This window comes from Novosphingobium sp. NBM11 (genome assembly GCF_015390225.1).
In the GTDB taxonomy this organism is placed as follows: domain Bacteria; phylum Pseudomonadota; class Alphaproteobacteria; order Sphingomonadales; family Sphingomonadaceae; genus Novosphingobium.
The window spans coordinates 3241269-3265051 of record NZ_VUOG01000001.1 but is presented as its reverse complement, the minus strand read 5'-3'; the positions used below and the strand labels follow the sequence as shown (position 1 = coordinate 3265051).

The window sequence follows — 23783 nt, the reverse complement described above, 5'->3', positions numbered from 1 at the left end:
AGGCTGAACCATGGCCAAACCTCCCAGAGGCAAGAACGAGCCGCCTCCGGCGCCAATCATCGTCAAGAAGGTGACGGTGGTAGCCGGCGGCCACCATGGCGGCGCGTGGAAAGTCGCCTACGCCGACTTCGTGACCGCGATGATGGCCTTCTTCCTGCTGCTGTGGCTGCTGGGCGCAACCACGGAGAAGCAGCGCAAGGGCCTTGCCGATTACTTCACGCCCACCCTGGTCAAGATGAAGGAAGGCGAAGCCGGCTCCTATGGCCTGCTCGGCGGCTCCTCGATCACCGACGCGGACAACTATCCGCACAAGGCCGCGCAGACCGGCACCAAGACTCTGACCGTGCCGCGCGACGCCACCGGCGGCGCCAAGGACGGCGGATCGAAGGCCAAACGCACGGCCGTCGAGAAGAAATTGCAGGAAAAGCTGGCCGCCAACGCCAAGCTGCGCCAGCTTGCCCGGCAGGTCCGCATGGTGGACACCACCGAAGGGACGCGCATCGACCTGGTCGACGACGCCAACTTCTCGATGTTCCGCCTCGGCACCACGCTGCTGACGCCCGACGCGACCGAACTGTTGCAGGCAATCGGCCAGGCGATCGGCCCCGATCCATCCGGCATCACCGTGCGCGGCCATACCGATTCGGTGCAGTGGAAGCCCGGTCAGGCCGCCAACAACTGGTCGCTTTCCGCCGGCCGCGCCGAAGCCACGCGACAGGCGCTGATGCACCAGGGCGTGGCCGAAAGCCGCTTCCGGCGGATCGAAGGCGTTGCCGACCGCGAACTGCTGGTGAAAGACAACCCGTCCGATCCGCGCAACCGCCGGATTTCCATCCTGCTGGTGAACTGACGCCTGTCCTTCAGGTTTCGCCGAAAATGTCCCGCTGCGCGCTTTCGAGTTTCTCGAAATAGCGCCGGCGGGCATGGCGCTCGGTAACCACGCCGACGACGTGCTGGGCGGCATCGACCACCACCATTTCATCCACGGCCAGCCGATCGAACAGGGCCAGCATCTCCTGAATGCCCGTCTCGGGATGCAGCGTGGTGTCGACCAGCGTGGCTACTGAACTGACCAGGCCATCCAGGTCGAGATCAGACCGATAGACCAGCGCCGTGGGAACGATCCCGCGATAACGCCCTCCGCGATCGACAAGCACGGCCTTGCTGGCCGACCCCAACGGAATCGCCGCGCGAAACGCGGCAATGGTGCTGTCGTCCGCGATGCTGACCCAGTCCTTGCGCATGATGCGGCCGGCGTGAAGGTCCACGACCCAGCTGATGTCGCGCGGACTTCGCACGATCGATCCGCGCACGTGAAGGCGCCAGGTGGAAAAGGAATAGCCGAAGGCTTCGCGCGTGACGGCGCTGGAAATAAGCGATGCGGTCAGCACCACGCCCATCAGCGCGAAATCGTGCGTGGTTTCCAGCATCAGCATGGCCAGCGTCATCGGACCACCCACCACGGACACGCTGAATGCGGCCATGCCCACCAGTGCCGCATCGTTGGAATCGATCGCCAAGCCCGGAAACAGCATGTTGCCCACACCGGCAAAAATCTGCCCGACCAGTGAACCGAGGAACAGCGAGGCGAAGAAAAGCCCCCCGCGGAAACCGAAGCTGAGCGAGATCACGGACGCCGCGATCTTCAGGGCCAGCACGGTCAGCAGAAACATGATCGGCGGATGCAGCAGAAGGTTGAGGTGCAGCGCGCCATGTCCGGCCGACAGCGCCTGCGGCGAGAGCCAGGCGATCGGCATGAGCAGGAAGCCGCCGATCACCGGCCGCCACACGCCGATGCGCGTCCAGGCTTGCACCACCAGCTCCATCGCCGTGACCAGGCGCATGACCACGATGCCCATGGAGGCGCAGACCAGCCCGAGCGCCGCATAGACAAGGTAATCGGGCGTGTGCAGCACCCGGTCCGCCGTCGTCGCGATCAGATAAGGCTCCACGCCAAGCAGGCGCGTGACGAAGACGGCCGACAACGCGGCCGTGACCACCGGTGCGATCGCGGCCGGGGTGTAGGTTCCGATCACGATCTCGAAGGCATAGAACGCGCCGGCCAATGGCGCGCCGAAAGCCGCGCCGACGGCCGCGCCGGCCCCTGCCCCGGTCAGCGTGCGCAGATCCGCGCGGCGCAGCTTGAACCACTGCCCCAGCGCGGAGGCGATGCCGCCACCCATCTGGGCATAGGCGGCTTCGAGCCCGACCGAAGCGCCCGCGCCATTCGATACGATGGTCTGCCCGGCGATGATCAGGCTGTCGGGCAGTGGCAACCGCCCGCCGTGCAGCGCATTCGCCTCGACCACGTCGATCAGCGTCCGGCGGCGGCGATGGAGCCATCGCGCCAGGAACACCAGCAACAACCCGCCGATCGGCAGCGCCAGCAGGCGCCAGGGGTGATGGATCGATCCCAGCGCGCTCAGGCGGTTGATCGTGACGCCATAGAAGAAGTGCTGGATGCCGTGCGCCAGGAACTGCTGCGCATTGGTGAGGATACCGGCCGCAAGCCCGGCCAGCAGCGCGAGCACGATAAAGGCCGCCTCGCTTTCGCGCAGGCGGCGGCGGAACCGGATGGCGGCGGACCGCACGAGATATTTGCCAGACGAAGCCACGGCTCCGGCCAATCGCCTCGCGCGCGCGGAGTCAAGAAGGCAAGACGCATGTCCGCGCTGAAAACACCGAAGGCCCGGCGATCTCGCGATCGCCGGGCCGCCACCTGGTGGAGGCAGGTGTCAGGTTGCGTCAGGCTTAGCGGAGCAGCGAGAGAACGTTCTGCTGGCTCTGGTTGGCCTGGGCGATCATCGCCGTCGAAGCCTGGCTCAGGATCTGGGCCTTGGCGAGCGCCGTCGTTTCCGCCGAGTAGTCGGTGTCCTGAATGCGCGAGCGGGCATCCGACAGGTTCGTGACGTTGCTGGTCAGATTGTTGACCGCCGACTGGAGGCGGTTCTGACCGGCACCCAGCGTCGAACGGGCCTTCGAGATATCTTCCAGTTCCGTGTTCAGCGAGGTCAGCAGGCCATTGGCAGCCGTCGCCGTCGAAACGTCGTAGGAACCGGTCCCGCCGCCGCTGGCAGCCAGCGTGGTAAGGTCGGTCATCGAGAGGTCAACCGTGTCGCTGGCGTTCGCGCCGGCCTGGATCGTCACCGTCGCGGTCGAACCGTCGAACAGAGCAACACCGTTGAACTTGGTGTTGGTGATGACCTGATCGATCTGCGAGGTCAGCTGGTCGACTTCCGTCTGCATGTAGGTGCGGTCGGTGCTGTCCTGATAGGTGCCCGAAGCCGACTGGGTGGCCAGTTCGCGGATACGCTGCAGCATGTTGGTGACTTCGCCCAGCGCGCCTTCAGCCGTCTGCGCCAGCGAGATGCCGTCGTTGGCGTTGCGGATGCCCTGGTTCATGCCAGTGATCTGCGAGGTCATCGAGGTGGCGATGGCGAGGCCGGCGGCGTCGTCCTTCGCGCTGTTGATGCGGGTGCCGGTGGACAGGCGCTGCATGGCAGTGCCCAGCATCTGGCTGGCCGAGTTCGAAGCATTCGCCGCGCGCAGTGCGCTGATGTTGGTGTTGATAACGGTCATGTCAGTCTCCAGTGAGGATCGTTCCCGAGAGGACCGCCGAGTCACGGGGATAACGCGGCTGTCGAGGCAAAGACCGGCATGGGGATCGGGTTTTTAAGGGGAAAAAATGCGCGGCGTGCAAAAAACTACGCTCAACGCCTAAGTACGAACACTGAGGTTAATGGTTCATTTAGGATTTAGAGGCAAACCGTCACCAGATATGGTTAAGACGGGGGCCATTAACATGGATCAACATACGGACGGATTGAACGTCTCTGAACAAGCCGGAAGCGTTAACGCGCCACTGGTTCAGCGGGCGGATGCTATTGTCGGGAGCTTCGGCAGCAGCGCTGGTACGTATGTGTACGCATCGGAAGAATGCGTGCAGCATGATCCCAGAAAGATCGCGATCGCCCTTGAACGCGCACCGCACAACGAACTGATCCGCGCGCCGGGAGGCCGCCAGTTCACGCTGCGCTATGTCGATGGAGCTTCGGAAGGCGCGCTCGCCGCGCTGCTTGCCTGTGCCGCCCCCGCCGGCACGCCCGTAGCCGCCGATCCAGAAAGCCTCTCCGTCCTCGCCCTGGCCGAACGCATCGCCGCGAGCGACATTCCCGTGCTCATCAACGGCCCGACCGGAACCGGCAAGGAAGTGTTGAGCCGCTTCATCCACGATCGTTCGCGCCGCGCCGACAAGCCGTTCATCGCCATCAACTGCGCCGCGATGCCGGAAACGATGCTGGAAGCGCTGCTGTTCGGTCACCAGAAGGGCGCCTTCACCGGCGCCAACGCGGCCAGCGAAGGTTTCTTCCGCGCCGCCGACGGTGGCACGCTGCTGCTCGACGAAATCGCGGAGATGCCGATTTCGCTCCAGGCAAAGCTGCTGCGCGCCCTGCAGGAAGGCGAAGTCCTGCCGCTGGGTGCGACGCAGCCGGTCAAGGTTGACGTGCGCGTGATCGCCTGCGCTAACCGGGATCTGCCGCTGGAGGTCGAGGAAGGCCGCTTCCGCGCGGACCTTTACTACCGCCTCAACGTTTTCCCGCTCTCGCTGGGCGCGCTGTGCGAGCGCCCGGAAGATATCGCGCCGCTCGCCTTCGCGATGATGCTGCGCCACGTTCCGCGCGGCATGAACACGCCGTGGATTTCCGATGCCGCGATCACGCTGCTGGCCCAGCACACCTGGCCGGGCAACGTCCGCGAACTGGAAAACGTGGTGCGCCGCGCGCTGCTTCTTGCAGGCGATGCTCCGGAAATCCTGCCGCAGCACATCGTGTTCGATCGCCCTGCCCGCCTGGTCACTGATCGCAACGGCGCGCAGGCCGCACCGATGCCGGGCACGGTGACGCCGATCAACCCGGCAGTACCGGCCGCGCCCGCCGAAATCGTCGCGGACGACATGGGCGCGTCCGGAGCCAAGCTTTCCAACATCGTTCAGATTTCCGAAGCGCGGGCAATCCTGGCCACGCTCGAGGCCTGCGGCGGCAGCCGCGTGGCCGCGGCACGCCAGCTCGGCATTTCGGAACGCACGCTACGCTATCGCCTTGCCAGCTTCCGTGAAGCCGGCATCGCAGTCGCTGGAGGTCGTCGATGAGTGGTATCAACGGAATCGGCGGAAGTGCCGCCGGGGTGCAGCAGATCATCGCGCTGCGTCAGCAGATCATTGATCGTTCCAACCTGCTTCAGCAAATCCACAAGCCCGATGCAGCCGCGTCGGGCGCGGCCGAGACCCAGAGCAGTGGTCCGGCCGGCGGTTTCACCGAAGCACTCAAGTCCGCGCTCGACAGCGTCAGCGCCACGCAGAACAAGGCGGAAGCGGTCAGCGAAGCCTACGAACGTGGCGAAGTGACCGATGTCGCGAAGGTCATGCTCGCCCGGCAAGAAGCCGGCGTCGCCTTCGAAGCCACGCTCCAAGTTCGCAACCGCCTGCTGTCCGCGTACCAGGACATCATGCGGATGGGGGTCTGATAAATGAGTGACCTTGTTCCCGCTGTCGCTGGCGGCAGTACTCCTTCGGTGCTGACGCCGCTGACCGATCCCGCGCTCGGCGGCGCTTCGGCACGGCTGCGCGCCTTCATGGGCCAGACGTCGGTTCGCCGCGCCCTGCCCTGGTTTGCCGGCATGTCGGCAGCCGGGCTTGCCGGCGTGCTGTGGATGACCATGGCCCCTGCCCCGCAGCGGATGCTCTATTCGCAGCTTTCCGACAACGAACGCGCGCAAGTGGTCGCCGCGCTCGACAAGGCGTCGATCCCCTACACGATCGACAATTCGACCGGCGCGATCACCGTGCCGGAAAGCGATCTTTACAAGGCCCGCATGGTCGCTGCCTCGGACGGGGCGATCGCCGCGCCCGAAACCGGGCAGCAGATGATCGACAAGCTGCCGATGGGCGCCAGCCGGACGCTGGAAGGCCAGCGCCTTCAGGCCGCGCGCGAGCGCGAGCTGGAACTGACGATGATGGAAATCGACGGCGTGGAAGCCGTGCGGGTCCATCTTGCCGAACCGGAAAAGTCGGTGTTCGTGCGCGACAACGTGGCGCCTTCGGCATCGGTCATGGTCAAGCTTGCCCGTGGCCGCCAGCTTTCCGACAGCCAGGTTTCCGCGATCGTCAATCTGATGGCAGGGTCGGTGCCCGGCCTGTCGGTCGATTCCGTCAAGGTGATCGACCAGCATGGCCGCCTGCTGTCCGCCGCCAAGGCGGGTGATAGCGACCGCATCGAAATCCAGGGCCGCATGGAGGACAAGCTCCGCCAGCAGGTTTCCCAGTTGCTGACCCCGATGCTGGGCGACGGCAACTTTTCGAGCGAGATCCAGGTCGATCTCGACATGGACCAGGTGACCTCGGCCCGCGAAAGCTATGACAAGCAGGGCGCGGTCCGCACGGAATCGCAGTCCGCTTCCCAGTCGGCCGGCGCGGCCGGCGCAATCGGCGTACCGGGCGTACTGTCGAACACGCCACCACCGGCGACCACCGCCCAGCCGGGTGCGCCGCAAGGCACGCCGGCTCAGGGGGCGCAGGCCGCCAATGGCCAGGCGCCGGGAAATCCGGGCACGCCCGGAACGCCCGCCACACCGCCCTCCAATGGCGAAAGCTCGTCCACGCGGACCTATGAACTGGGCCGCGAAGTGGCCGTGTCCAACGTGGCGCCGGGCAAGATCAAGCGCCTGTCGGTTGCCGTGGCCGTGAGCCAGGAGGCGATGGCCAAGGCCAAGCCCGCCGATATCGAACAGATCAAGCAGCTCGTCAGCGCCGCCGTGGGCGCGGACCCGACGCGGGGCGACCAGGTCGCCGTTGCCATCCGCAGCTTCAAGCCGGCGGTTGTCGAAGCGCCCAAGTTCTACGAGACGCCGTGGTTCGCCACGATCCTGCGCAATGCCGTTGCACTGCTCGCGGTGCTGCTGGTGCTGCTGCTGGGCGTGCGCCCGCTGATCAAGGCGCTGAAGCGCGATCCGGCCGCATCGAAGCGCAGCAAGGCTGAAAACGACGATGAAGAGACAGCGGAGGATGGCGAAGGCGCCGTTTCCGCCCCCAAGCCGCTGGTCGCCAAGGCCGATCTGCGCCCGGCGCAGGACGCCTCCACGGGCGTCGTCGATACCGAACTGCTGAGCCGCCAGGTTGGCATCGCCCAGCGGCTGGTGAAGGAAAAGCCTGACAGCGCCGTTGCCGCCCTGCGCCAGATGCTGAAGGAAAACACGGAGGAAGCGGTATGAGCGACCTGTCTCCCATCAGCGGCGCCGAACGCGCCGCGGTGATGGTCATGCTGCTTGAGGACGAGCAGGCCGCGGAAATCCTTGGCCAGCTGGAACCCGAAGAGCTGCGGACGCTGGGCGAGAAGATGTGCGCGCTGGGCGAGATCGGCCCGATGGCGATCGCGCAGGCGATCACCGGCTTCGTCGAACGCACCGAACGCCTTGGCCTGACCGCGCACGACCGCATCGGCCAGGTCCGTTCGCTGATGACCCGCGCCGTGGGCGAGATCAAGGCGGAAAGCCTGATGCAGCGCATCACGCCGGCCGACCTGCCGCGCACCTCGCCGCTGGAACTTGCGCGCTGGCTGACGCCCCAGGTGCTGACCCCGCTGATCCGCGACGAACATCCGCAGGCGATCGCGGTGCTGCTGGTGCAGCTTGACCCGGAAGTGGCCGCCGCCGTGCTGCACGCGCTGCCGGACAACATCCAGCCGCAGGTCGTGCACCGCATCGCCACGCTGGGGCCGGTTTCGCCGGATGCCATCGCAATGCTCGAACAGATGCTGAATCGCCGGATCGGCGAATGCCATGGCCAGTCGGTGATGACGATGGGCGGGCCGCGCGAAGCGGCCGACATCATCAACGCCGCCGCACGCGCGGTCGAAAAGCGGGTGATGCCCGAGATCAACAAGATCGACAAACAGCTCGCCAAGCAGATCGAGAACGAGATGTTCAAGTTCGAGCACCTGTTCGTGCTCGACAGCAAGTCGATGGGTTCCCTGCTGCGCGAAGTGGACAGCGACACGCTGATCGCCGCGCTGAAGGGCATTCCGGACACGCAACGCGAGGTGTTTTTCGATGCCATGTCCTCGCGCGCCGCCGATGGCGTGCGCGACGAGATCAACGAGCGGGGCCGCATGAAGATGGCCGAAGTGATCGAGGCGCAGAAGGCCATGGTCACGGCCGCGCGCCGGCTGGCTGCCGAAGGCGTGATCGTGTTCGGCGCGAGCGACGACGATTATGTCTGAGCCGACCCGCGCGGTTGCGCTTTCCGCATTGACGGAACGGCGCGTAGGCTTTGCCCCGGACAAGCGCTTCGTTGGCGGCGGCCGCATGGAAGTATCGCCGCTGGCGCGTCGCGCCCACACGCCGCCTGCCCCCGTTGTCGAACACGTCCCCGAACCGGAACCGGAAAATCCGGTCACCCGCGCTTTCGCGGATGGCTATGCCAAGGGCCACGCCGAGGGACGCAGCGCCGCCGAAGCCGAAGCCGCGATCGCCGACGCAACGCGCCACCGGATCGAAATGGCGATGACGCGGATGGATGGCGATCAGCTTGCGTTGCTGCATGAACGGCTGCGAGAAACGGTTCTGGCCTTGTGCCAGTCCGTGCTGGACGAAGCCGCCATCGCGCCCGATCGGCTGACCGAACGGGTCCGGATCGCCGCCGGAATGCTCGCGCGCGCGCAGGACGCACGCGTGATCAGGCTGCATCCCGAGGATCTCGCGCTGGTTGCCCATAACCTGCCCGAAGACTGGCACTTCGAACCCGATCCCGCCCTCGAACGCGGCTCCATCCGCGTGGAAGGCGCGCAAGGCGGCGTCGAGGATGGGCCGGAACAATGGCGCATCGCATTGCAGGAGGCGCTTCGCGCATGTTGAATCCCGCGCTCGCGCCGGACGCCATCCCTCCTTCCCGCATGAACCCCGCCCTGGCGATGCTCCACCGCTTCGCCGCGGCGGATCCGGACCTGGCGCCTGCGCGCTATGGCCTGCTGACCGCCTGTGATGGCGGCATGCTGGAAGTGACCGGATTGTCCGTGCCGATCGGCACGCAGTGCCGGATCATGCACGGACGCGGTTCGCTGGCGGCCGAGGTCATCGGCTTTCGCAACGGCAATACCCTGATGATGCTGCTCGGCGATCCCGTACTGCTGCGCCCCGGCGCGCGCGTGCGGCCCGAAGGCCGCCCCGGCATGTTGCCGGTGGGCGAAGCCTTCCTGGGGCGCGCGGTCGATGGCGAAGGCAAGCCGATCGATGGCGGCGCCCCGATCGTTGCGCAGAAGGAATGGCCTTCGGGCGGCGTCCGCGCCGGCGCGCTGGATCGCAGCCCGGTCCGCCAGACCTTCGATACCGGCGTTCGGGCGCTCAATGCCATCACCACGTTCGGCGTCGGCCAGCGCATCGGCATCATGGCCGGTTCCGGCGTCGGCAAATCGGTCCTGCTCGACATGGTCGCGCACGGGGCCGAAGCGGAAATCGTCATCGTCGGCCTGATCGGCGAGCGCGCGCGCGAAGTATCCGATTTCGTCGAACGCCACATGAATGGCGAAAAGCGGTCGCGCAGCGTCGTGGTGGCCGTTCCGGCGGATCACGCGCCGAACCTGCGCATTCGCGGGGCGTTGCTCGCCACCAGCCTGGCCGAATACTTCCGCGCGCAGGGCAAGCGCGTCCTGCTCATCATGGACAGCCTGACTCGCGTGGCCCATGCCGGGCGCGAGATCGCGCTGCTGCTGGGTGAACCCGGCGCGGCGCGCGGCTATCCGCCGTCCGCGCTGGCGACGATCACCAAGCTGGTCGAACGCGCCGGCAACTCTGCCGCCAGTGGCGGTTCGATCACCGGACTCTACACGGTGCTGGCGGACGGCGACAACCAGGACGATCCGGTGGTCGATACCGCCCGCTCGATTCTCGATGGCCACGTCGTGCTCTCGCGCGATCTCGCGCAGCGCGGGCAATATCCGGCGATCGACATCGCCGCCTCGCTCAGCCGCGTGATGAACGACATCACCGCGCCGCAGCACCAGAAGCTGGCGCGCGATTTCCGAGCGCTGATCGCCAGTTACGAAGCCAATCGCGATCTTGTGCTGATGGGAGCCTATCGATCGGGCGCGGACCCGCAACTGGATCGCGCCATCGCCATGCATGACGAGCTGACGCAGTTCCTGTGCCAGCCCGCGCCCGAAATCGTCCCGCTCGATGCGAGCGTCGCCGCGTTGACCAAGCTGCTGGACCATGAAGGCTGAACGCGCCAAACTTGCGCGCCTGCAACGCCTGGAACGCATCCGCGACATCGCGCGACGGAATGCGCTGGTCGAAGCCGGGCTCGCGGAGGGCACCCTTGCCCAGTTGCAGGGGCTGGCCGAACGCACCGCGCGCATGTCGCTCGACTATGCCGCGCGCAGCGACGCCCAGGACGCGGCCGCGCTCCAGCACCTGCACCAGTTCGTGCGCGGGCTGGATGAGGTTACCAATGGAACCCGCGCCGACATGGAACGGGCGCGCGCCATCGCCGATGCCAAGGCGCGCGAAGCCGCTGAAGCCGAACGCAGGCGGGCGGCGGTGGAGGACAGGGTCGAGGCCCAATCCCAGCTCATTGCCCGCAAAACGGCGGCCAACACCGTGGCATTGACGGCAAAAAAGGCATTTGGCACGAACCTTGAATAGAAGATCGCGGAACCACCAGGGAGTCCGCGATGTTCGAAATTGCCGCCTTCAATTCTGCGACGACCGCGCGTGCAGGCAGCGATGCCGCACTGTCCGCGATCGACGAGAATGCAGGCAGTCCGGCATTTCAGGCCGTTCTGGATCAACGCCGGGCGTCCGCCGCTCGCAATGCGAACGATGATCGTACCGTGTCCACCGCACGCGATACGGCAAAGCCGGCAGACGATTTGCCGGCAAGCGGCAAAACCTTGCCGGTTGCCGGCAAGGCATCCGGCAACGATGACGATGACGCATCCGAAAAGGACGAGGATCGCAAGGATGCCGAGGCCAAGGCAGCGACAAGCATCGATCCCTCGCTGATCGCCAGCCTTCTGCGGCAAACGCAGGCGAACGGAAACGCCACTGGCGCTTCCGAAGCCACCGCTGACGGAAGCGCGGCCGCAACCGCTCCCGCCCTGCCCGTCGCCATCGCGCAAACGGCCAAGGCCGCTGGCGCGCAGATCGCCGGTGCCCTGGGCATTCCCGAAGACGTCGCGACCGCCAAGCTCACGCTCGAACCGCAAGGCGCGGCACCGGCGGCGACCACCGGCGACAAGGCTCAGGCCGCAGCCCACGCCGCAGCGCCGCAGACGGCGGACATGCTGGCGCAGGCGATGGCGCCTTCCGAAACCTCCCACAAGGCACAGTCCGCCACGCTTGCCGCCGCCGTCTCCGCCACCAAGGTAGAGAGCGATGCCCTGCCGACCGACGGCTACTCGCTTGCCGCCGTTCAGAGCGCGCCGGTCAACGCCGCGCAGCCCCAGGGCGCCGCGCCAGCCAACGGCGCTTCGGCGGCACAGCCCGTCAACTTCGCCACGCTGGTGGAAACGATCGCCCGCGCGAAGGAAGAAGCCGGCATTGGCACGGTCGGCGTCTCGCTCGCCCACGCCGAATTCGGCAAGGTTTCGCTGCAGTTCCGCCAGGAACACAATGGCCTCTCCGTTGCGATGAGCAGCGCCGACCCGGCCTTTGCCCCTGCCGTGGCCGCCGCCAGCCGCGCAGAAGCCGGCTCCACCAACGCCGACGCCAACGCGCCGCGATCGGAAGCGCAGCAGCGCCACGCCGGCGGCCAGACGCAGACCTCGGCCGACGGCGCGAACGCGCAGGGCCGCCAGGGTCGTGCGCCGATCGCCGATACGCTTCCCCGGACCGCCGCGCCGCGCGTCGGCGGTCAGGAAACCACAACCGATCCCAACGCTGACGGCATCTACGCCTGACGCGCCCCACCATTCCACGAATACCGATCGAAGGACCTCGCATGAGCGATAAGAAGGACAAGGAAGCCAAGCCGAAGAAGGGCGGTGGCATGATGATGAAGATCGGCATGGCCGTTGGCCTGATCGCCGTCGGCGGCGGCGGGGCTTACGGTCTTGTCGCGGCCGGGATCATCGGCGGCTCGCACGAAGCCAAGAAGGAAGACAACACGCCCAAGCTGATCCGCAAGGGCGCCAAGGATCCCTTCGCGCCCGTGGCCAAGGAAGGCGAAGGTGAGGGCGCGGCGGCCGAAGGCGCCGAGGGTGACGGCGGCAGCGAATACCGCACGCTTTACTTCAGCTTCGCCGAGGATTTCACGTCGAACCTCAGGGATTCCGACGCGCTTGTGCAGACCAGCATCGCTGCTTCCACGCGCCGCGACTATCGCGTGATGCTGTGGCTCAAGAAGCATGAACTGGCGCTCCGATCCGCGATCCTCGCCGATCTGGCCGACACGCCCGAAGCAGACATCCACACTGCCGAAGGCAAGGATCGCCTGCAGAAGCGGCTGACCGCCACGATCAACAAGGTGCTGACTTCGGCCGAAGGTTTCGGCGGAGTCGACGCGGTCTATTTCAAGACTTTCATCGTCCAGTAAGGCAACCATGAAGCCAGAACGCGCCTTTATTGCCGAACGCCCGCTGGCCCAGCACAGCGAAGCGTTGCTGCGCCCCGGTCCCGGACCGGCGGAACTGATCCCGGCGCTTTCCCGCGCCACGGAACGGTTCGCCCGCTCGCTCCGCGTCGCGCTTGCACCGCTGCTGAGCAACGAGGGACCGCAGGTGGCGGTTGCCGAACCGACGAGCTGCAACTTCAAGGAATTCGTCACCACGGTTGAATCGCTGGCGGCGAACAGCCTGATGGCAGCCGGTTCCCAGGCTGCTCCGCTGCTCTGCACGATCGAGGCGGAAGCGGTGCTCAGCCTGGTGGACCGCGCGTTTGGCGGCCGCGGCCAGGTGCCGGAGGTGCTTCCCCGCGAATTCCCCCTGTCGGCGGAACTGATGATCGACCGGCTGGAACGCCAGATCGGCATCGGGCTGGCCGCCGCGCTGGGATCGAATTCGGCGGACGCCGTCCAGCCGATCCGCCGCGACAGCAGCCTGCGTCAGCTCCACCCCTTCCCGGCGGCGACGCAACTGGCCGTGCTGACCGTGTCCGTGACGGAGGAAGGCCTTGCACCGTGGACCATGCGGATCGCTTTCCCGCTGACCACGCTGGCGCACCTGTTCGGGCATGGCGAGAAGCCGCCGATCGCGCGCACCCGCGTTGGCCCGGCCGATCCGTTGTCGCAACCGTTCGCGGACATGCCGCTGCCGGTCAGCGCGCTGCTGGTCGATGTGGCACTGCCGCTTTCCACGATATCATCGCTGGAAGTGGGACAAATCCTGTCCTTGCCGATCGCCCGCAACATTCCGGTCCGTGTCGGCAAACGAACGATCGCGCACGGAACGCTTGGCTCGGTCGATGACCGGGTCGCCATCCAGATCACCAATCCTTCCTGATTTTGCCAGACCACACGCATTCGAACGAGGCACCCCATGAGCTTTATTCCCCGCAGCTTTGATCTTCTGAAGGACGTGGACGTCCGCCTGACCGTGGAACTCGGTCGCACCGAAATGAAGTTGAAGGACGTTCTCGGCCTGAGCGAGGAAAGCGTCATCATGCTTGACCGCCAGACCGACGAACTGCTCGACGTCATGGTCAACGGCAAGCTCATCGCGCGCGGCGAAGTCGTGGCGCAGGGCGATCGCTTCGGCCTTCGCATCGTCGAGCTGGCAGGCGACGCAACGCCTGTCGCCTTCACCGGAAAGGGCGAGGCCGCCTGATGTTCTGGTATATTCTCAAGCTGCTGATCCTGCTGCCGCTGATCGGCGGCCTGGCCTGGGCCAGCCTGAAGTTCGCCAAGCGGATGGAAGGCAAGTTCGGGCAGGGACAGGGCACGCGTTCGGTGAAGATCATCGAAACGCAGATGCTCTCGCCCACCCTGCGGCTTGCCGTGCTGGAATTCCACGGTCGCGAAATCCTCGTCTCGGCCTCGAAGAACGGGCTTGTTGCCCTGGCGGAAGCGCCGGCGCGCAGCGCCTCGCACGAGCCGCTGATCGACACCACGGCCTGACGCCGCCTACCCGCAGGATCTTCTTCGCATGCGTATCTTAGGCCCCATGGCATCCGCCCTGTTCAGCGCGTTCCTGGCCATTTCCCTGATTTTCGGCAGCGTGCCGGCCGCCCATGCGCAAGCCGTGGCGCCCGCTTCCGCCGCCCCTGCTTCCACCATCGCCGCGCAGGCCGCGCCCGCTTCGGCTCCGGCCGCCGCGACCCCGTCGCCTTCGGCCGTTTCGGGCGCGCTCGACCGCGCCTTCGGTCAGATGGCCGGCAACCAGCAGGGTGGCAGCCTTTCGCTGTCGCTGCAGCTCCTGCTCATCATGGGGCTGCTCACGATCCTGCCTTCGCTGGTTCTGATGATGACCAGCTTCACCCGCATTCTCGTGGTGCTGGCGATCCTGCGGCAGGCGCTGGGGCTTCAGCAGTCGCCGCCGAACCAGGTGCTGATCGGCCTTTCGCTGTTCCTGTCGCTGTTCGTCATGGCGCCGACGCTGGACAAAGTGAACGCCAACGCGATCCAGCCCTATGCCGCCGGCACGATCAACGCCGAGCAGGCGATCAGCGCGAGCGGCAAGGAATTCCACGCCTTCATGATCCGGCAGACGCGTGAGCACGATCTGTCGATGTTCGCCGACATGGCCCACGCGCCCAAGTTCACCAACGCCGCCGACGTGCCCTTCTCGATCCTGCTGCCGGCCTTCGTGACCAGCGAGTTGAAGACCGCCTTCCAGATCGGCTTCATGCTGTTCCTGCCCTTCCTGGTGATCGACCTGGTGGTTTCGTCGGTGCTGATGAGCCTGGGTATGATGATGATGTCGCCCACGGTGATATCCTTGCCATTCAAGCTGTTGCTGTTCGTTCTTGTGGACGGGTGGGCACTGTTGATGGGCAGCCTTGCGGCAAGCTTCGGCTAGGAGAAGACGCGCCATGGACGATACTTCCGCCCTCCTTGCCCTTGCCGACCGGATGCTGTGGGTGACCGCGCTGGTCGCCGCCCCGGTCCTGCTCGCCTCGCTGGCCGTCGGTCTTGTCGTCGGCGTCATCCAGGCGGCGACCTCGGTGAACGAACAGACGCTGACCTTCGTGCCCAAGCTGGCGATCATCGCCCTGGTTCTCGTGCTGCTGGGCGGCGCGATGATGGGCCTGATCGGCGATTTCATGAAGGACATCTTCGCCCAGATCGCGGCCACCGGGAACTGAGCGCCACCCGATGATCCAGCTCAACTTCGGCTTCGGCGGACTGGAACACGAGTTCTGGCGGATGCTGTTCGTGATGACACGGATCGGCGCAGCCATGCTCGCCGCTCCGCTGTTCGGCGCGATGGCCGTCCCCTATCAGCTGCGCGTCGTGCTTTCGGCGTCGCTGGCCATCATGATCTGCGCCTGGTCGCCCGTCGCCCCGCCCCCCGCCCTGCTGTCGCTGGCCGGGCTGATGGCCACGCTCAACGAGATCATGATCGGCCTGTCGCTCGGCTTCGTGCTCCAGCTTTCCTTCGCCGCGCCCACGATCGCCGCCGAAGTGATCGGCGCCAGCATGGGCATGAGCATCGCCACCGCCGCCGACCCTTCCAGCGGCGCGCATTCGCCCGCGCTCGGCCAGTATTTCGCTGTGGTGCTGACCGTGCTGTTCCTGGGCCTTGGCGCGCATCTCAACTGGATCGCGCTGATCGTGGAAAGCTACCGCGCATTCCCGCCCGGCAGCGCCTGGTTCGCGCCCGGCCGGTTCGAAATCATCATGGGCTTCGGTTCGGTGATGTTCGCCACCGCGCTTTCGATCGCCCTGCCGGTCACGCTGCTGCTGCTGCTGGTGCAGGTGATGACCGGCGTGATCAGCCGCTCTGCCCCCAGCCTCAACCTGTTCTCGCTGGGCTTGCCGGCCGGCATCCTGGCCGGGCTGGTCGCCCTGATCGCCGCGATGCCGCTGCTGACCGACCGGCTGGAAGACCTTTCCGCCGCCGCCGTCACGCAGGCCGGCGCCATGATCGCCAAGTAGGAGCGCCGCGGTGGCCGAGGAAAATGGCGAAAAGACATTCGCCCCAAGTGAGAAGCGCAAACGGGACGCCGCCAAACGCGGCGACGTATTGCGCTCCCGCGAAGTCACTACGGCGATCGCCGTGCTCGTGGGCGCCGCCTGGCTGAAGTTCGCCGGCCCCTGGGTGCTGACCGAACTGGGCGCCACCGCCCGCGCCGGCTTCAGCTGGGATCGCGGCACGCTGGAAGATTTCTCGCCCGATCAGATGATCGTGCCGGCCATCGTCGCGCTGCTGCCGCCGGTGCTGGTCCTGGGCGGCCTGATCATGGCCGCATCGCTCGGATCGCAGATCGGCCTCAGCGACGGGCGCTGGGTGGGCAGCAACCTTGCCCCCAAGGCATCGCGGATCAACCCGCTTTCGGGCCTGAAGCGGATGCTCGGCCTGCAGGGCTGGATCGAACTGGGCAAGGGCCTGGCCAAGATCGTTCTGCTCGGCAGCATCGCCTACTTGTGGATGCGCGGGCGGATTTCCGGGCTGGTTGGCCTGGGCGGAGGCGAAGTGCGGATGCAGCTTGCCTATGCCTGGGATTCGCTGCTCTCGCTGCTGTTCATGCTCGCCGGCGGGCTGGTCGTGATCGCGATGATCGACTTCCCGGTCCAGTGGGCACGCCGCTTCATGCGGCTGCGCATGAGCCACCAGGACATGCGTGACGAAAGCAAGGAAGCCGAAGGTTCGCCCGAAAAGAAGGGCGCGATCCGCAACAAGCAGCGCCAGCTTGCCATGGGCGGCGTGCAGAAGGCGATGCGCGAGGCTCAGTTCGTGATCACCAACCCGACCCACTTCTCGGTCGCGCTGGCCTACGATCCGGACAAGGCCTCCGCGCCGATCGTGCTGGCCAAGGGCCGTGGCGAAAAGGCGCTGGCGATGCGCGAACTGGCCGCGGAACTGAACGTGCCGACGCTGGAATACCCCGCGCTCGCCCGTGCCGTGTACTTCACCACGCGCGAAAACCAGGTGATCCGCGAAGAGCTGTACGTCGCGGTCGCTTCGGTTCTGGCGTTCGTCCTCTCGCTGAAGCGTGGCGAAACCCCGCCCACCCCGCAAGTGGAGGTGCCGATCGAGGTGCGCTTCGATGCGGACGGCCGCCCGGAACGCCAGACAATGCATTGATCCGCCACCCCTTAACTCACCGGCCCAGGGACCGTTCTTTTCGTCATGGCTACGACCTCATCCACTTCGAGCACGACCTCGTCGACATCATCCTCGTCGGTCACGTCGACATTGCTGTCGGCCCTCGGCGGTGGCAGCGGCATCAACATGGCGTCGCTGGCGGAGCAGCTTTCGTCGGCCCAGTACGCGAGCCGGATCGACCAGCTCAGCACCAAGTACGACAAGCTGACGACGCAGATCTCGGCCGCGTCCACGCTGAAAAGCATGATCTCCTCGCTGGCCACCTCGCTCGGCACGCGCGTGCGCACGGGCGACCTTGCCGTGACGCCGACCATCACCAATGCGAGCGTGGCCTCCGTCACCAAGGGAACCCTTTCGGGCAGCGGCACCTACTCGCTGGAAGTGACTTCGGTCGCCAAGAGCCAGACGCTCAGCTCGCCGGTCTATGCCGCGTCGACCTCGACCGTCGGTTCGGGCACGCTGACGCTGAAGTTCGGCACCGTGTCCGGCTCCTCCTTCACCGAGGATACGAGCCACAGCGCCGTAAACATCACCGTGCCGACCGGCGCCACGCTGTCGGATGTGGCAACGGCGATCAACGCTTCGGGCGCGGGCGTCACCGCCTATGTCGCGAACGGCTCCAACGGCGCGCAACTCGTGCTCAAGGGCAAGGATGGCGCGGCCAACGGCTTCGTCCTCGAAGCATCTGAAAACGCCTCCGATCCAGGCCTGTCGAATCTCGCCTGGTCCCCTTCCGGCGATCTTTCGCGCCTGACCACGACGGCGACCGACGCGGTGTTCAAGCTGGACGGCGTGCAGCGCACGAGCACGTCCAACACGATCACCGACGCCGCGCCGGGCCTGACGCTCAAGCTGACCGGCACCAATGCCGGCTCGCCCACGACCATCGGCTTTTCCGACCCCACCAGCGCCATTTCGACGGCCATGTCCGATCTCGTCGACGCGCTGAACTCGGTCGCGGGCGAACTGAAGAACGACACGGATCCCAACTCGGGTGCGTTGAACAACGATCCCGGCGCGCGATCGCTGCAGAACACGCTGACGACGCTTGGCAGCACGGTGATCATGCCCAACGCCGCCGCCGGCGCGCCGAAGACGCTGTCCGATCTCGGGCTGGTGATCCAGCGCGACGGCACGTTCACGCTGGATTCGAACCGCCTGTCCGCCACGCTGGCGAACTACCCTTCCGAATCCGCGGCCATGTTCACCAACGGCCTGTATGGCGTCTACGCCTCGTTCGACAAGATCTCGCGCAACCTCACCTCGGCAGTGGACCCCAGTTCGCTGACCGGGACCGTCAACCGCCTGACGGCGGCGCAGACCAAGGCCGCGAGCGACAAGAGCGATCTTGCCGCCCAACAGGAAACGCTGCGCCAGCAGATGGTCAGCCGCTTCGCCTCGCTCGACACGCGGCTTAGCGCGTCGAAATCGACGCTGTCCTTCCTGCAGGCGCAGATCTCGGCCTGGAACTCCAAGAGCTCCAGTGGCTGATGCGGTATCTCCGGGATCCCAGCGAAGCCTATCGCCGGGTCGATTTCGACGCCCGCGTGTTCGGCGCCGATCCGCGACAACTGGTGGACCTGTGCCTGGAACAGTTCACCGGCTCGCTATCGCGCGCGATCTATGCGGCGGGGCGCGGCGACAATGCCGCGAAGAGCGCGGCGCTCACGCGCGCCGTTTCCTCGCTGCTGGCGCTGGAAATGGGGGTGGATACCGCCAACCCTACCGGCCCCGCGCTCATCCAGCTCTACCAGGCCGCGCGCCGCTCGGTGCTTGATTCCGCCGTGAACTTCGACGCGGAACGGCTGACCACAATCCGCGCGGACTTCCTCGAGATCCGTCAGGCCATGCTGCAAGCGGCGCGCGGCTGAACGCCGCCGCCGTTCGTCGCGCTTGCGATCAGGCTCTTAACATGGATTGCGGACGGATTGATCGATCCGGACCGGTCGCGGACACGTCTGTCCGCCGGTCACGATCCCCCGCACCGGCCCCGCCCCTTGTCCCCGAAGGCTATGGGACGCACGGTCCGGATCGATCGCCGTGCCGGCATCGGGTCAACACCGCCCGATGCCGGCCTCAACCAATATTGCAACAGCCGATCATGGCGGCCGCGAGTTCATCCAGCGCCACCTCGCGCGACGCGGCATCGAGTTCGATGGCGGCCGTCGGCGCTTCGGCGACCAGCGCGGTCTTGCGGTCCTGCGCGAAGGTATCGCAGCCGGCTTCGCGCAACAGCTTAAGTCCCTTCGCGCCATCGCTGCCCATGCCGGTCAGCACCGCGCCCACTGCGGGAACCGCGCCACGCGCGATCGAGCCGTAGAGCAGATTGGCGGAAGGTCGCGCGCCCTCGATCGGTTCGCGCGCGATCAGGCGGATGCGCGGCGGCGTACCCGGTTCCACCACGACATGGCATTCGGGATCGGCGGCGATGTGGATCGTGCCCTGGCTGAGCGCCGCGCCGTCCTTCGCCGCCTTCACCGCGCACTTCAGGTCGCCGTTCAGCCGTTTGATGAACGTTTCGACGAGGGCCGGCTCCGCCTGGAGGGCGACGATGGTCGGCGGGCAATTGGACGGGAAATCGGAAAGGAGCGTCGTCAGCGCGTCGATCCCGCCCATCGAGGCGCTGCACGCCACGATGCGGCCGTTCCATTCGAACTGGGCATCGACCTGCTTCTGGTCCCGCACGGTCTTGCGATCGCGCACGTTGCTGTTGGCGGCCGCCAGCACGATCTTGCCCAGCTTGCCGACCGACTTGTTGAACTGTTCCGGCGTGGCGCGCAGCGGCTTGGGAAAGCACTCCACCGCGCCCAGCTCGAACGCCTTGAGCGAGGTTTCGGTGCCCGCCTGCGTCAGGCTCGACAGCATGACCACCGGCAGCGGATTGTGCTCCATGATTTCTTCAAGGAACTCGATTCCGCTCATGCCCGGCATTTCGACGTCGAGCGTGATCACGTTCGGGCGCAGCGCGTCGATCTGATCGCGCGCTTCTGCGGCATTGGCCGCCGCGCCCACGACCCGGACGTTCTTCGCCTGGTCCAGAATATCCGAAAACAGCGCGCGCATCGCGGCTGAATCGTCAACGACAAGAACTCTTGCTTCGTGCATTTGCTTGCAAACCTTCGCCTGCAGGCGTGCCCAGGCGGCACCCCTTCACGGCAAACAGGCTTAAGGCTTTATCACCCAGCAAATTGCATCCGCAGGGATAGGTATCTCAACCTAGGTTCCCCTCAAGGCAGCCTTTGCGCCTCGATGGTTAAGAAGCATTCCAGCGAAAACGGCCGGGCCGCCAGCCCGCCGGGATCGGATGCACGCCACGCGAAGGAACCGTCACGATGCCGACCATAACCCTGCCATCGCGCTGCGATCGGGCCGCCGCCGAAGCGGTGCTGCCCTCGATGATCGCATCGCTTGGTTCAGGCCCGCTGCAGATCGACGCGCGCGAATGCACGCAGATCGGGCAGGCCATGTTGCAATTGCTGGTCAGCGCGCGCCGTTCGCAAGGCGGAGCAACCATTCTCCCCTCGCCCGTCCTGCAGGACATTGCCCGGCTGGCGGGCCTGGAAGCCGACCTGTTCGATGGAGGCGCGGCATGACCAGCGAGGAAATCCAGGCGATCTTCTTCGCGGAATGCGAGGAATCGCTGGCCGCCGCCGAAACCGGGCTGGCCGCCTGCCAGCAGGGCACGCAGGACGAGGATACGGTCAACGCGGTGTTCCGTGGCGTCCATTCGATCAAGGGTGGCGCGGGCGCGTTCGGCTTCATCGCACTCCAGGCGTTCACGCACACGTTCGAGACGCTGCTTTCGGATGTGCGCGATGGCACCGTGCCGCTGACCGAACCGCTGATCGAGCTGCTGCTGCGCGCACTCGACACGCGGTGTACTGCTGTGTTTATGGGGAAAAATGCCGTAAAATCAGTGCGCGAGATGCTGGGCTTGCTTGGCAGCGGGTATGCCGTTGAAGGCCATCTGGTCCCCGCAAATGACCGGAATTCCGCGACTTTCGACCCCAGTTTTGATATTGCCGATGGCCATATGGTCCCCAAGCGGCGAAAGCCCGGGCGCCGGGCACTGCTCGATGGCAACTTTGCGCGGCGCAAGCTGCCGCTGCGCGAGACGGAATACTGCATCTGGGATACCGAACTTGCGGGCTTTGGCCTGCGCGTCAGGCCCACGGGCAACACCTACTGGTTCGTTCGTCTGCGCCATCGCGGCAAGCATCGCCGGATCACATTGGGCCGGTCTGATGAACTCGCGGCAGAGCTTGCCCGGGCACAGGCCCGGCGCTTGCTTGCCGAAGTGGCGCTCGATGGTCTGCCTAAACGCGCCGTGGTCAAGGCGACGCCGATCCTGTCGGATTTTGTCTATACCTACTGGGACGATCTTTCACGGGTCTGGAAAACGTCGACGACCAAGCGAAACTGGAACGCATGGAAAACTGTCATTGCACCCACGTTCGGTGCGGTGCGCGTGGCAGATCTCCTCCCCGCCGACATTCACCGCTGGCGCGACGACTGTTCAGGTCCGCGGGAAGCGCTGTTCAATCGCGCTCTGCCCGTCTTGGCGGCGCTGCTCAAATATGCCGAGGCGCTGTGTCTTCGGCGCAAGGGTTCCAACCCCTGTCGCGGAATGCCGCGCTACAAACGTGAGCCGAAGGAGCGATACCTGACGCCAGCCGAGTATCGCCGGATCGGTGCGGCCCTGCGTGAGCAGGAAGCGGCCTATCCCGCACAGGTCGCAATCGTGCGGCTGCTGCTGTTCACCGGCGCGCGCGTCGGCGAGATCCTAAACCTTCGTTGGGAGTGGGTGCAGCCGCCGCGTTTGCTACTGCCAGACAGCAAGACCGGAGCAAAAACGATCTGGCTCAACAGTCAGGCGCTTGAAGTGCTGGAAGGGATCGAGCGGCACGGGGTCACCACTCTTGTGTTCCCAAACAGCGCCAGGACAAAGCCGCTTAATTTCGAGAACTGGTGGCTCCCCTTCCGTGCGCGCTGTGCCTTGCCCGATGTCCGCGTCCACGACCTGCGGCATAGCTTTGCCTCGACCGCGATTATGGACAACGTGCCGCTTGCCACCATCGGCAGACTTCTCGGGCATGTCCTTCCCGAGACGACCGCCAAATACGCCCACTTGTCGGATGACGTGATCGGCGATGCCGCCGACCGCATCGCGGGATCGCTGGCGCAGGCCATCGGGCTGCGTCAATGACCGCCGCCAGTCTCAAGCGGATCGTTGAGGAGGCGCTCGCCGAGGTCGGCGCAAACGTCAATTTCCTGCTCGTGCCCAAAGGCAAGGCACGGTCCACCACCTGGCTTGGGATCGAGCATGGCTTCGGCATCCGCCATTACCCAAGTGGCCGCAATGTCTACATCGTGCAGACGCGCATGGCGGGGAGGCTGCGGACGGTCACCATCGGCCCGGCCTCGGTCCTTACCCGGCATCAGGCACAGATGGTCGCGCGGCGCGTCATCGCCTACGCGCAGGTCGGTCGCGATCCGGCGACCGACCGTAAACGCATCCGCTCCGCGCCCCGGTTCGACGATTTTCTGGAGGAGTATTGGTCCCGCTGGTCGCCTCAATGGAAGGCATCGACGCTTGCGACACATGACGGCTATCGCCGCCAGTATCTCGACGGCGCCTTCAAGGGCGTCTTCATCGACGAACTGAACGAAGAGCATGTCACAAAGTGGTTCGCGGACCTGAACAATCGAACCGGTCCGGGGGCAGCGAACCGGACGCTCGAGATCCTAAAGAACATGCTCAACAAGGCCGAGGTTTGGGGATACCGGCTCGAAAACACCAATCCCTGCCGGTCGGTCAGGCCGAACAAGCGCCGCCAGTGCGAGCGCTTCCTGTCTGCCGAGGAATTGGCCCGGTTAGGGGAAGTGCTCACCGAACTGCGCGCCGGCGACAATCTCACGATCCGTTCAGGCTGCGCGGTCATCACCCTGCTGTTGCTGACCGGCTGCCGTTACCGCGAGATTCTGACCCTCCAGTGGCAGGACGTGAAGGGCAATCGCCTTCTGCTGCGCGACAGCAAGACTGGCCCTCGCACGGTCTGGCTCGGTTCGGCGGCGCGCGAGGTCATCGACAGTCTGCCGCGCCATCCGAAGATCCCTTGGCTGTTCTGGAATTACCAGTACCGCAGGCCGATCGGCTGCATCCAACATCTCTGGAGGACGATCCTTGAACGGGCCAATCTTGGCAAACTGCGCATCCACGACCTCCGCCATACATTCGCCAGCCATGCCGCGATGAGCAAGGAAACCTTGCCCATGATCGGGCGGCTTCTAGGGCACGCCAACCACCAGTCGACTGCGCGCTATGCCCATCTCGATGATGAGCATTTACTCGATGCAGCGCAACAGATCGGGGATGCGGTCTATAACCTGATCAAATGACTGTATTCGTTGCGTGATGGCTAACCCGGCTTATTCACCGCGTTGGGCCGAGAGGGTTGGCGGGAGTGGCATAAGCCTCTGATCTGAATTAGGAACTGGGTGTCTAAGCCGAACCTGCCGCAGGGCAGAAGA

At 65.8% G+C, this 23783-nt stretch carries 25 protein-coding genes; 22 read left to right on the top strand and 3 right to left on the bottom strand.

Going from position 1 to position 23783, the window contains the following annotated elements:
* Positions 1-10: 10 nt before the first annotated feature.
* Positions 11-850: a flagellar motor protein MotB gene (locus tag F1640_RS15995; RefSeq protein WP_124809253.1), complete on the top strand. Its 840-nt coding sequence runs from the start codon at positions 11-13 to the stop codon at positions 848-850.
* Between the two features lie 10 nt (positions 851-860).
* Here the strand turns inward: F1640_RS15995 and F1640_RS15990 are convergent, their stop codons facing one another.
* Entirely contained in the window at positions 861-2615 is a 1755-nt protein-coding gene (locus tag F1640_RS15990; RefSeq protein ID WP_309229280.1) for a chloride channel protein, read from the bottom strand.
* Between the two features lie 136 nt (positions 2616-2751).
* Complete coding sequence (locus F1640_RS15985) at positions 2752-3579, bottom strand: flagellin (RefSeq protein ID WP_194920054.1); 828 nt, start codon at positions 3577-3579, stop codon at positions 2752-2754.
* Between the two features lie 361 nt (positions 3580-3940).
* Between F1640_RS15985 and F1640_RS15980 the strand changes: the two genes are divergently transcribed.
* The 18 genes from F1640_RS15980 to fliS are packed head-to-tail and all read left to right on the top strand — an operon-like array spanning position 3941 to position 19123.
* Entirely contained in the window at positions 3941-5149 is a 1209-nt protein-coding gene (locus tag F1640_RS15980; RefSeq protein ID WP_223806612.1) for a sigma-54-dependent Fis family transcriptional regulator, read from the top strand.
* Positions 5146-5523, top strand: a complete 378-nt coding sequence (fliE, locus tag F1640_RS15975; protein WP_124809256.1) for a flagellar hook-basal body complex protein FliE — start codon at positions 5146-5148, stop codon at positions 5521-5523. Before F1640_RS15980 ends, fliE begins: the two co-directional genes overlap by 4 nt.
* Positions 5524-5526: 3 nt before the next feature.
* Complete coding sequence (gene fliF, locus F1640_RS15970; protein ID WP_194920053.1) at positions 5527-7266, top strand: flagellar basal-body MS-ring/collar protein FliF; 1740 nt, start codon at positions 5527-5529, stop codon at positions 7264-7266.
* Entirely contained in the window at positions 7263-8273 is a 1011-nt protein-coding gene (gene fliG / locus F1640_RS15965) for a flagellar motor switch protein FliG (protein ID WP_124809258.1), read from the top strand. The genes fliF and fliG overlap by 4 nt, the downstream gene beginning before the upstream one ends.
* Positions 8266-8907 carry a FliH/SctL family protein gene (locus tag F1640_RS15960; RefSeq protein ID WP_124809259.1) on the top strand — a complete coding sequence of 214 codons (642 nt, stop codon included), beginning with the start codon at positions 8266-8268 and terminating at the stop codon, positions 8905-8907. Before fliG ends, F1640_RS15960 begins: the two co-directional genes overlap by 8 nt.
* Positions 8908-8963: 56 nt before the next feature.
* Entirely contained in the window at positions 8964-10271 is a 1308-nt protein-coding gene (locus tag F1640_RS15955; protein WP_370449684.1) for a FliI/YscN family ATPase, read from the top strand.
* Positions 10261-10692, top strand: coding sequence for a hypothetical protein (locus F1640_RS15950; RefSeq protein WP_124809260.1), 432 nt, complete (start codon positions 10261-10263; stop codon positions 10690-10692). Before F1640_RS15955 ends, F1640_RS15950 begins: the two co-directional genes overlap by 11 nt.
* A 29-nt stretch (positions 10693-10721) precedes the next feature.
* Positions 10722-11948, top strand: coding sequence for a hypothetical protein (locus tag F1640_RS15945; protein WP_194920051.1), 1227 nt, complete (start codon positions 10722-10724; stop codon positions 11946-11948).
* Between the two features lie 41 nt (positions 11949-11989).
* The gene (locus F1640_RS15940; protein WP_124809262.1) at positions 11990-12583 is read left to right on the top strand and encodes a flagellar basal body-associated FliL family protein; all 594 of its coding nucleotides are present in this window, start codon (positions 11990-11992) and stop codon (positions 12581-12583) included.
* A gap of 7 nt (positions 12584-12590) precedes the next feature.
* Positions 12591-13487 (top strand): FliM/FliN family flagellar motor switch protein, encoded by an 897-nt coding sequence (locus F1640_RS15935; RefSeq protein ID WP_194920049.1) that lies wholly within the window; start codon positions 12591-12593, stop codon positions 13485-13487.
* Positions 13488-13523: 36 nt separating this feature from the next.
* Entirely contained in the window at positions 13524-13811 is a 288-nt protein-coding gene (gene fliN / locus F1640_RS15930; protein ID WP_124809264.1) for a flagellar motor switch protein FliN, read from the top strand.
* Positions 13811-14101 (top strand): flagellar biosynthetic protein FliO, encoded by a 291-nt coding sequence (locus tag F1640_RS15925; RefSeq protein WP_124809265.1) that lies wholly within the window; start codon positions 13811-13813, stop codon positions 14099-14101. The genes fliN and F1640_RS15925 overlap by 1 nt, the downstream gene beginning before the upstream one ends.
* A gap of 28 nt (positions 14102-14129) precedes the next feature.
* Positions 14130-15002, top strand: a complete 873-nt coding sequence (fliP, locus tag F1640_RS15920) for a flagellar type III secretion system pore protein FliP (protein WP_125954926.1) — start codon at positions 14130-14132, stop codon at positions 15000-15002.
* 13 nt (positions 15003-15015) lie between these two features.
* Positions 15016-15288: a flagellar biosynthetic protein FliQ gene (locus F1640_RS15915; RefSeq protein ID WP_124809267.1), complete on the top strand. Its 273-nt coding sequence runs from the start codon at positions 15016-15018 to the stop codon at positions 15286-15288.
* A gap of 10 nt (positions 15289-15298) precedes the next feature.
* Positions 15299-16081: a flagellar biosynthetic protein FliR gene (fliR, locus tag F1640_RS15910; RefSeq protein ID WP_124809268.1), complete on the top strand. Its 783-nt coding sequence runs from the start codon at positions 15299-15301 to the stop codon at positions 16079-16081.
* Positions 16082-16091: 10 nt separating this feature from the next.
* Positions 16092-17231 (top strand): flagellar biosynthesis protein FlhB, encoded by a 1140-nt coding sequence (locus F1640_RS15905; protein WP_194920046.1) that lies wholly within the window; start codon positions 16092-16094, stop codon positions 17229-17231.
* A gap of 45 nt (positions 17232-17276) precedes the next feature.
* Positions 17277-18743, top strand: coding sequence for a flagellar filament capping protein FliD (fliD, locus tag F1640_RS15900; protein ID WP_194920044.1), 1467 nt, complete (start codon positions 17277-17279; stop codon positions 18741-18743).
* Complete coding sequence (fliS, locus tag F1640_RS15895; RefSeq protein WP_124809271.1) at positions 18743-19123, top strand: flagellar export chaperone FliS; 381 nt, start codon at positions 18743-18745, stop codon at positions 19121-19123. The genes fliD and fliS overlap by 1 nt, the downstream gene beginning before the upstream one ends.
* 205 nt (positions 19124-19328) lie before the next feature.
* Here the strand turns inward: fliS and F1640_RS15890 are convergent, their stop codons facing one another.
* Positions 19329-20357: a chemotaxis protein CheB gene (locus tag F1640_RS15890; RefSeq protein ID WP_194920043.1), complete on the bottom strand. Its 1029-nt coding sequence runs from the start codon at positions 20355-20357 to the stop codon at positions 19329-19331.
* Between the two features lie 227 nt (positions 20358-20584).
* Here F1640_RS15890 and F1640_RS15885 point away from each other — a divergent pair, with 227 nt between their 5' ends.
* Genes F1640_RS15885 through F1640_RS15870 form a run of 3 tightly spaced genes read left to right on the top strand, consistent with a single transcriptional unit; the run spans position 20585 to position 23651 of the window.
* On the top strand, positions 20585-20845 hold the full coding sequence (locus F1640_RS15885; RefSeq protein ID WP_194920042.1) for an STAS domain-containing protein: 261 nt from the start codon (positions 20585-20587) through the stop codon (positions 20843-20845).
* Entirely contained in the window at positions 20842-22458 is a 1617-nt protein-coding gene (locus tag F1640_RS15875; protein WP_255530387.1) for a tyrosine-type recombinase/integrase, read from the top strand. Before F1640_RS15885 ends, F1640_RS15875 begins: the two co-directional genes overlap by 4 nt.
* A complete protein-coding gene (locus F1640_RS15870) occupies positions 22455-23651 on the top strand; it encodes a tyrosine-type recombinase/integrase (RefSeq protein WP_194920041.1) in 1197 nt (398 codons plus the stop codon). The genes F1640_RS15875 and F1640_RS15870 overlap by 4 nt, the downstream gene beginning before the upstream one ends.
* Positions 23652-23783 lie beyond the last annotated feature (132 nt).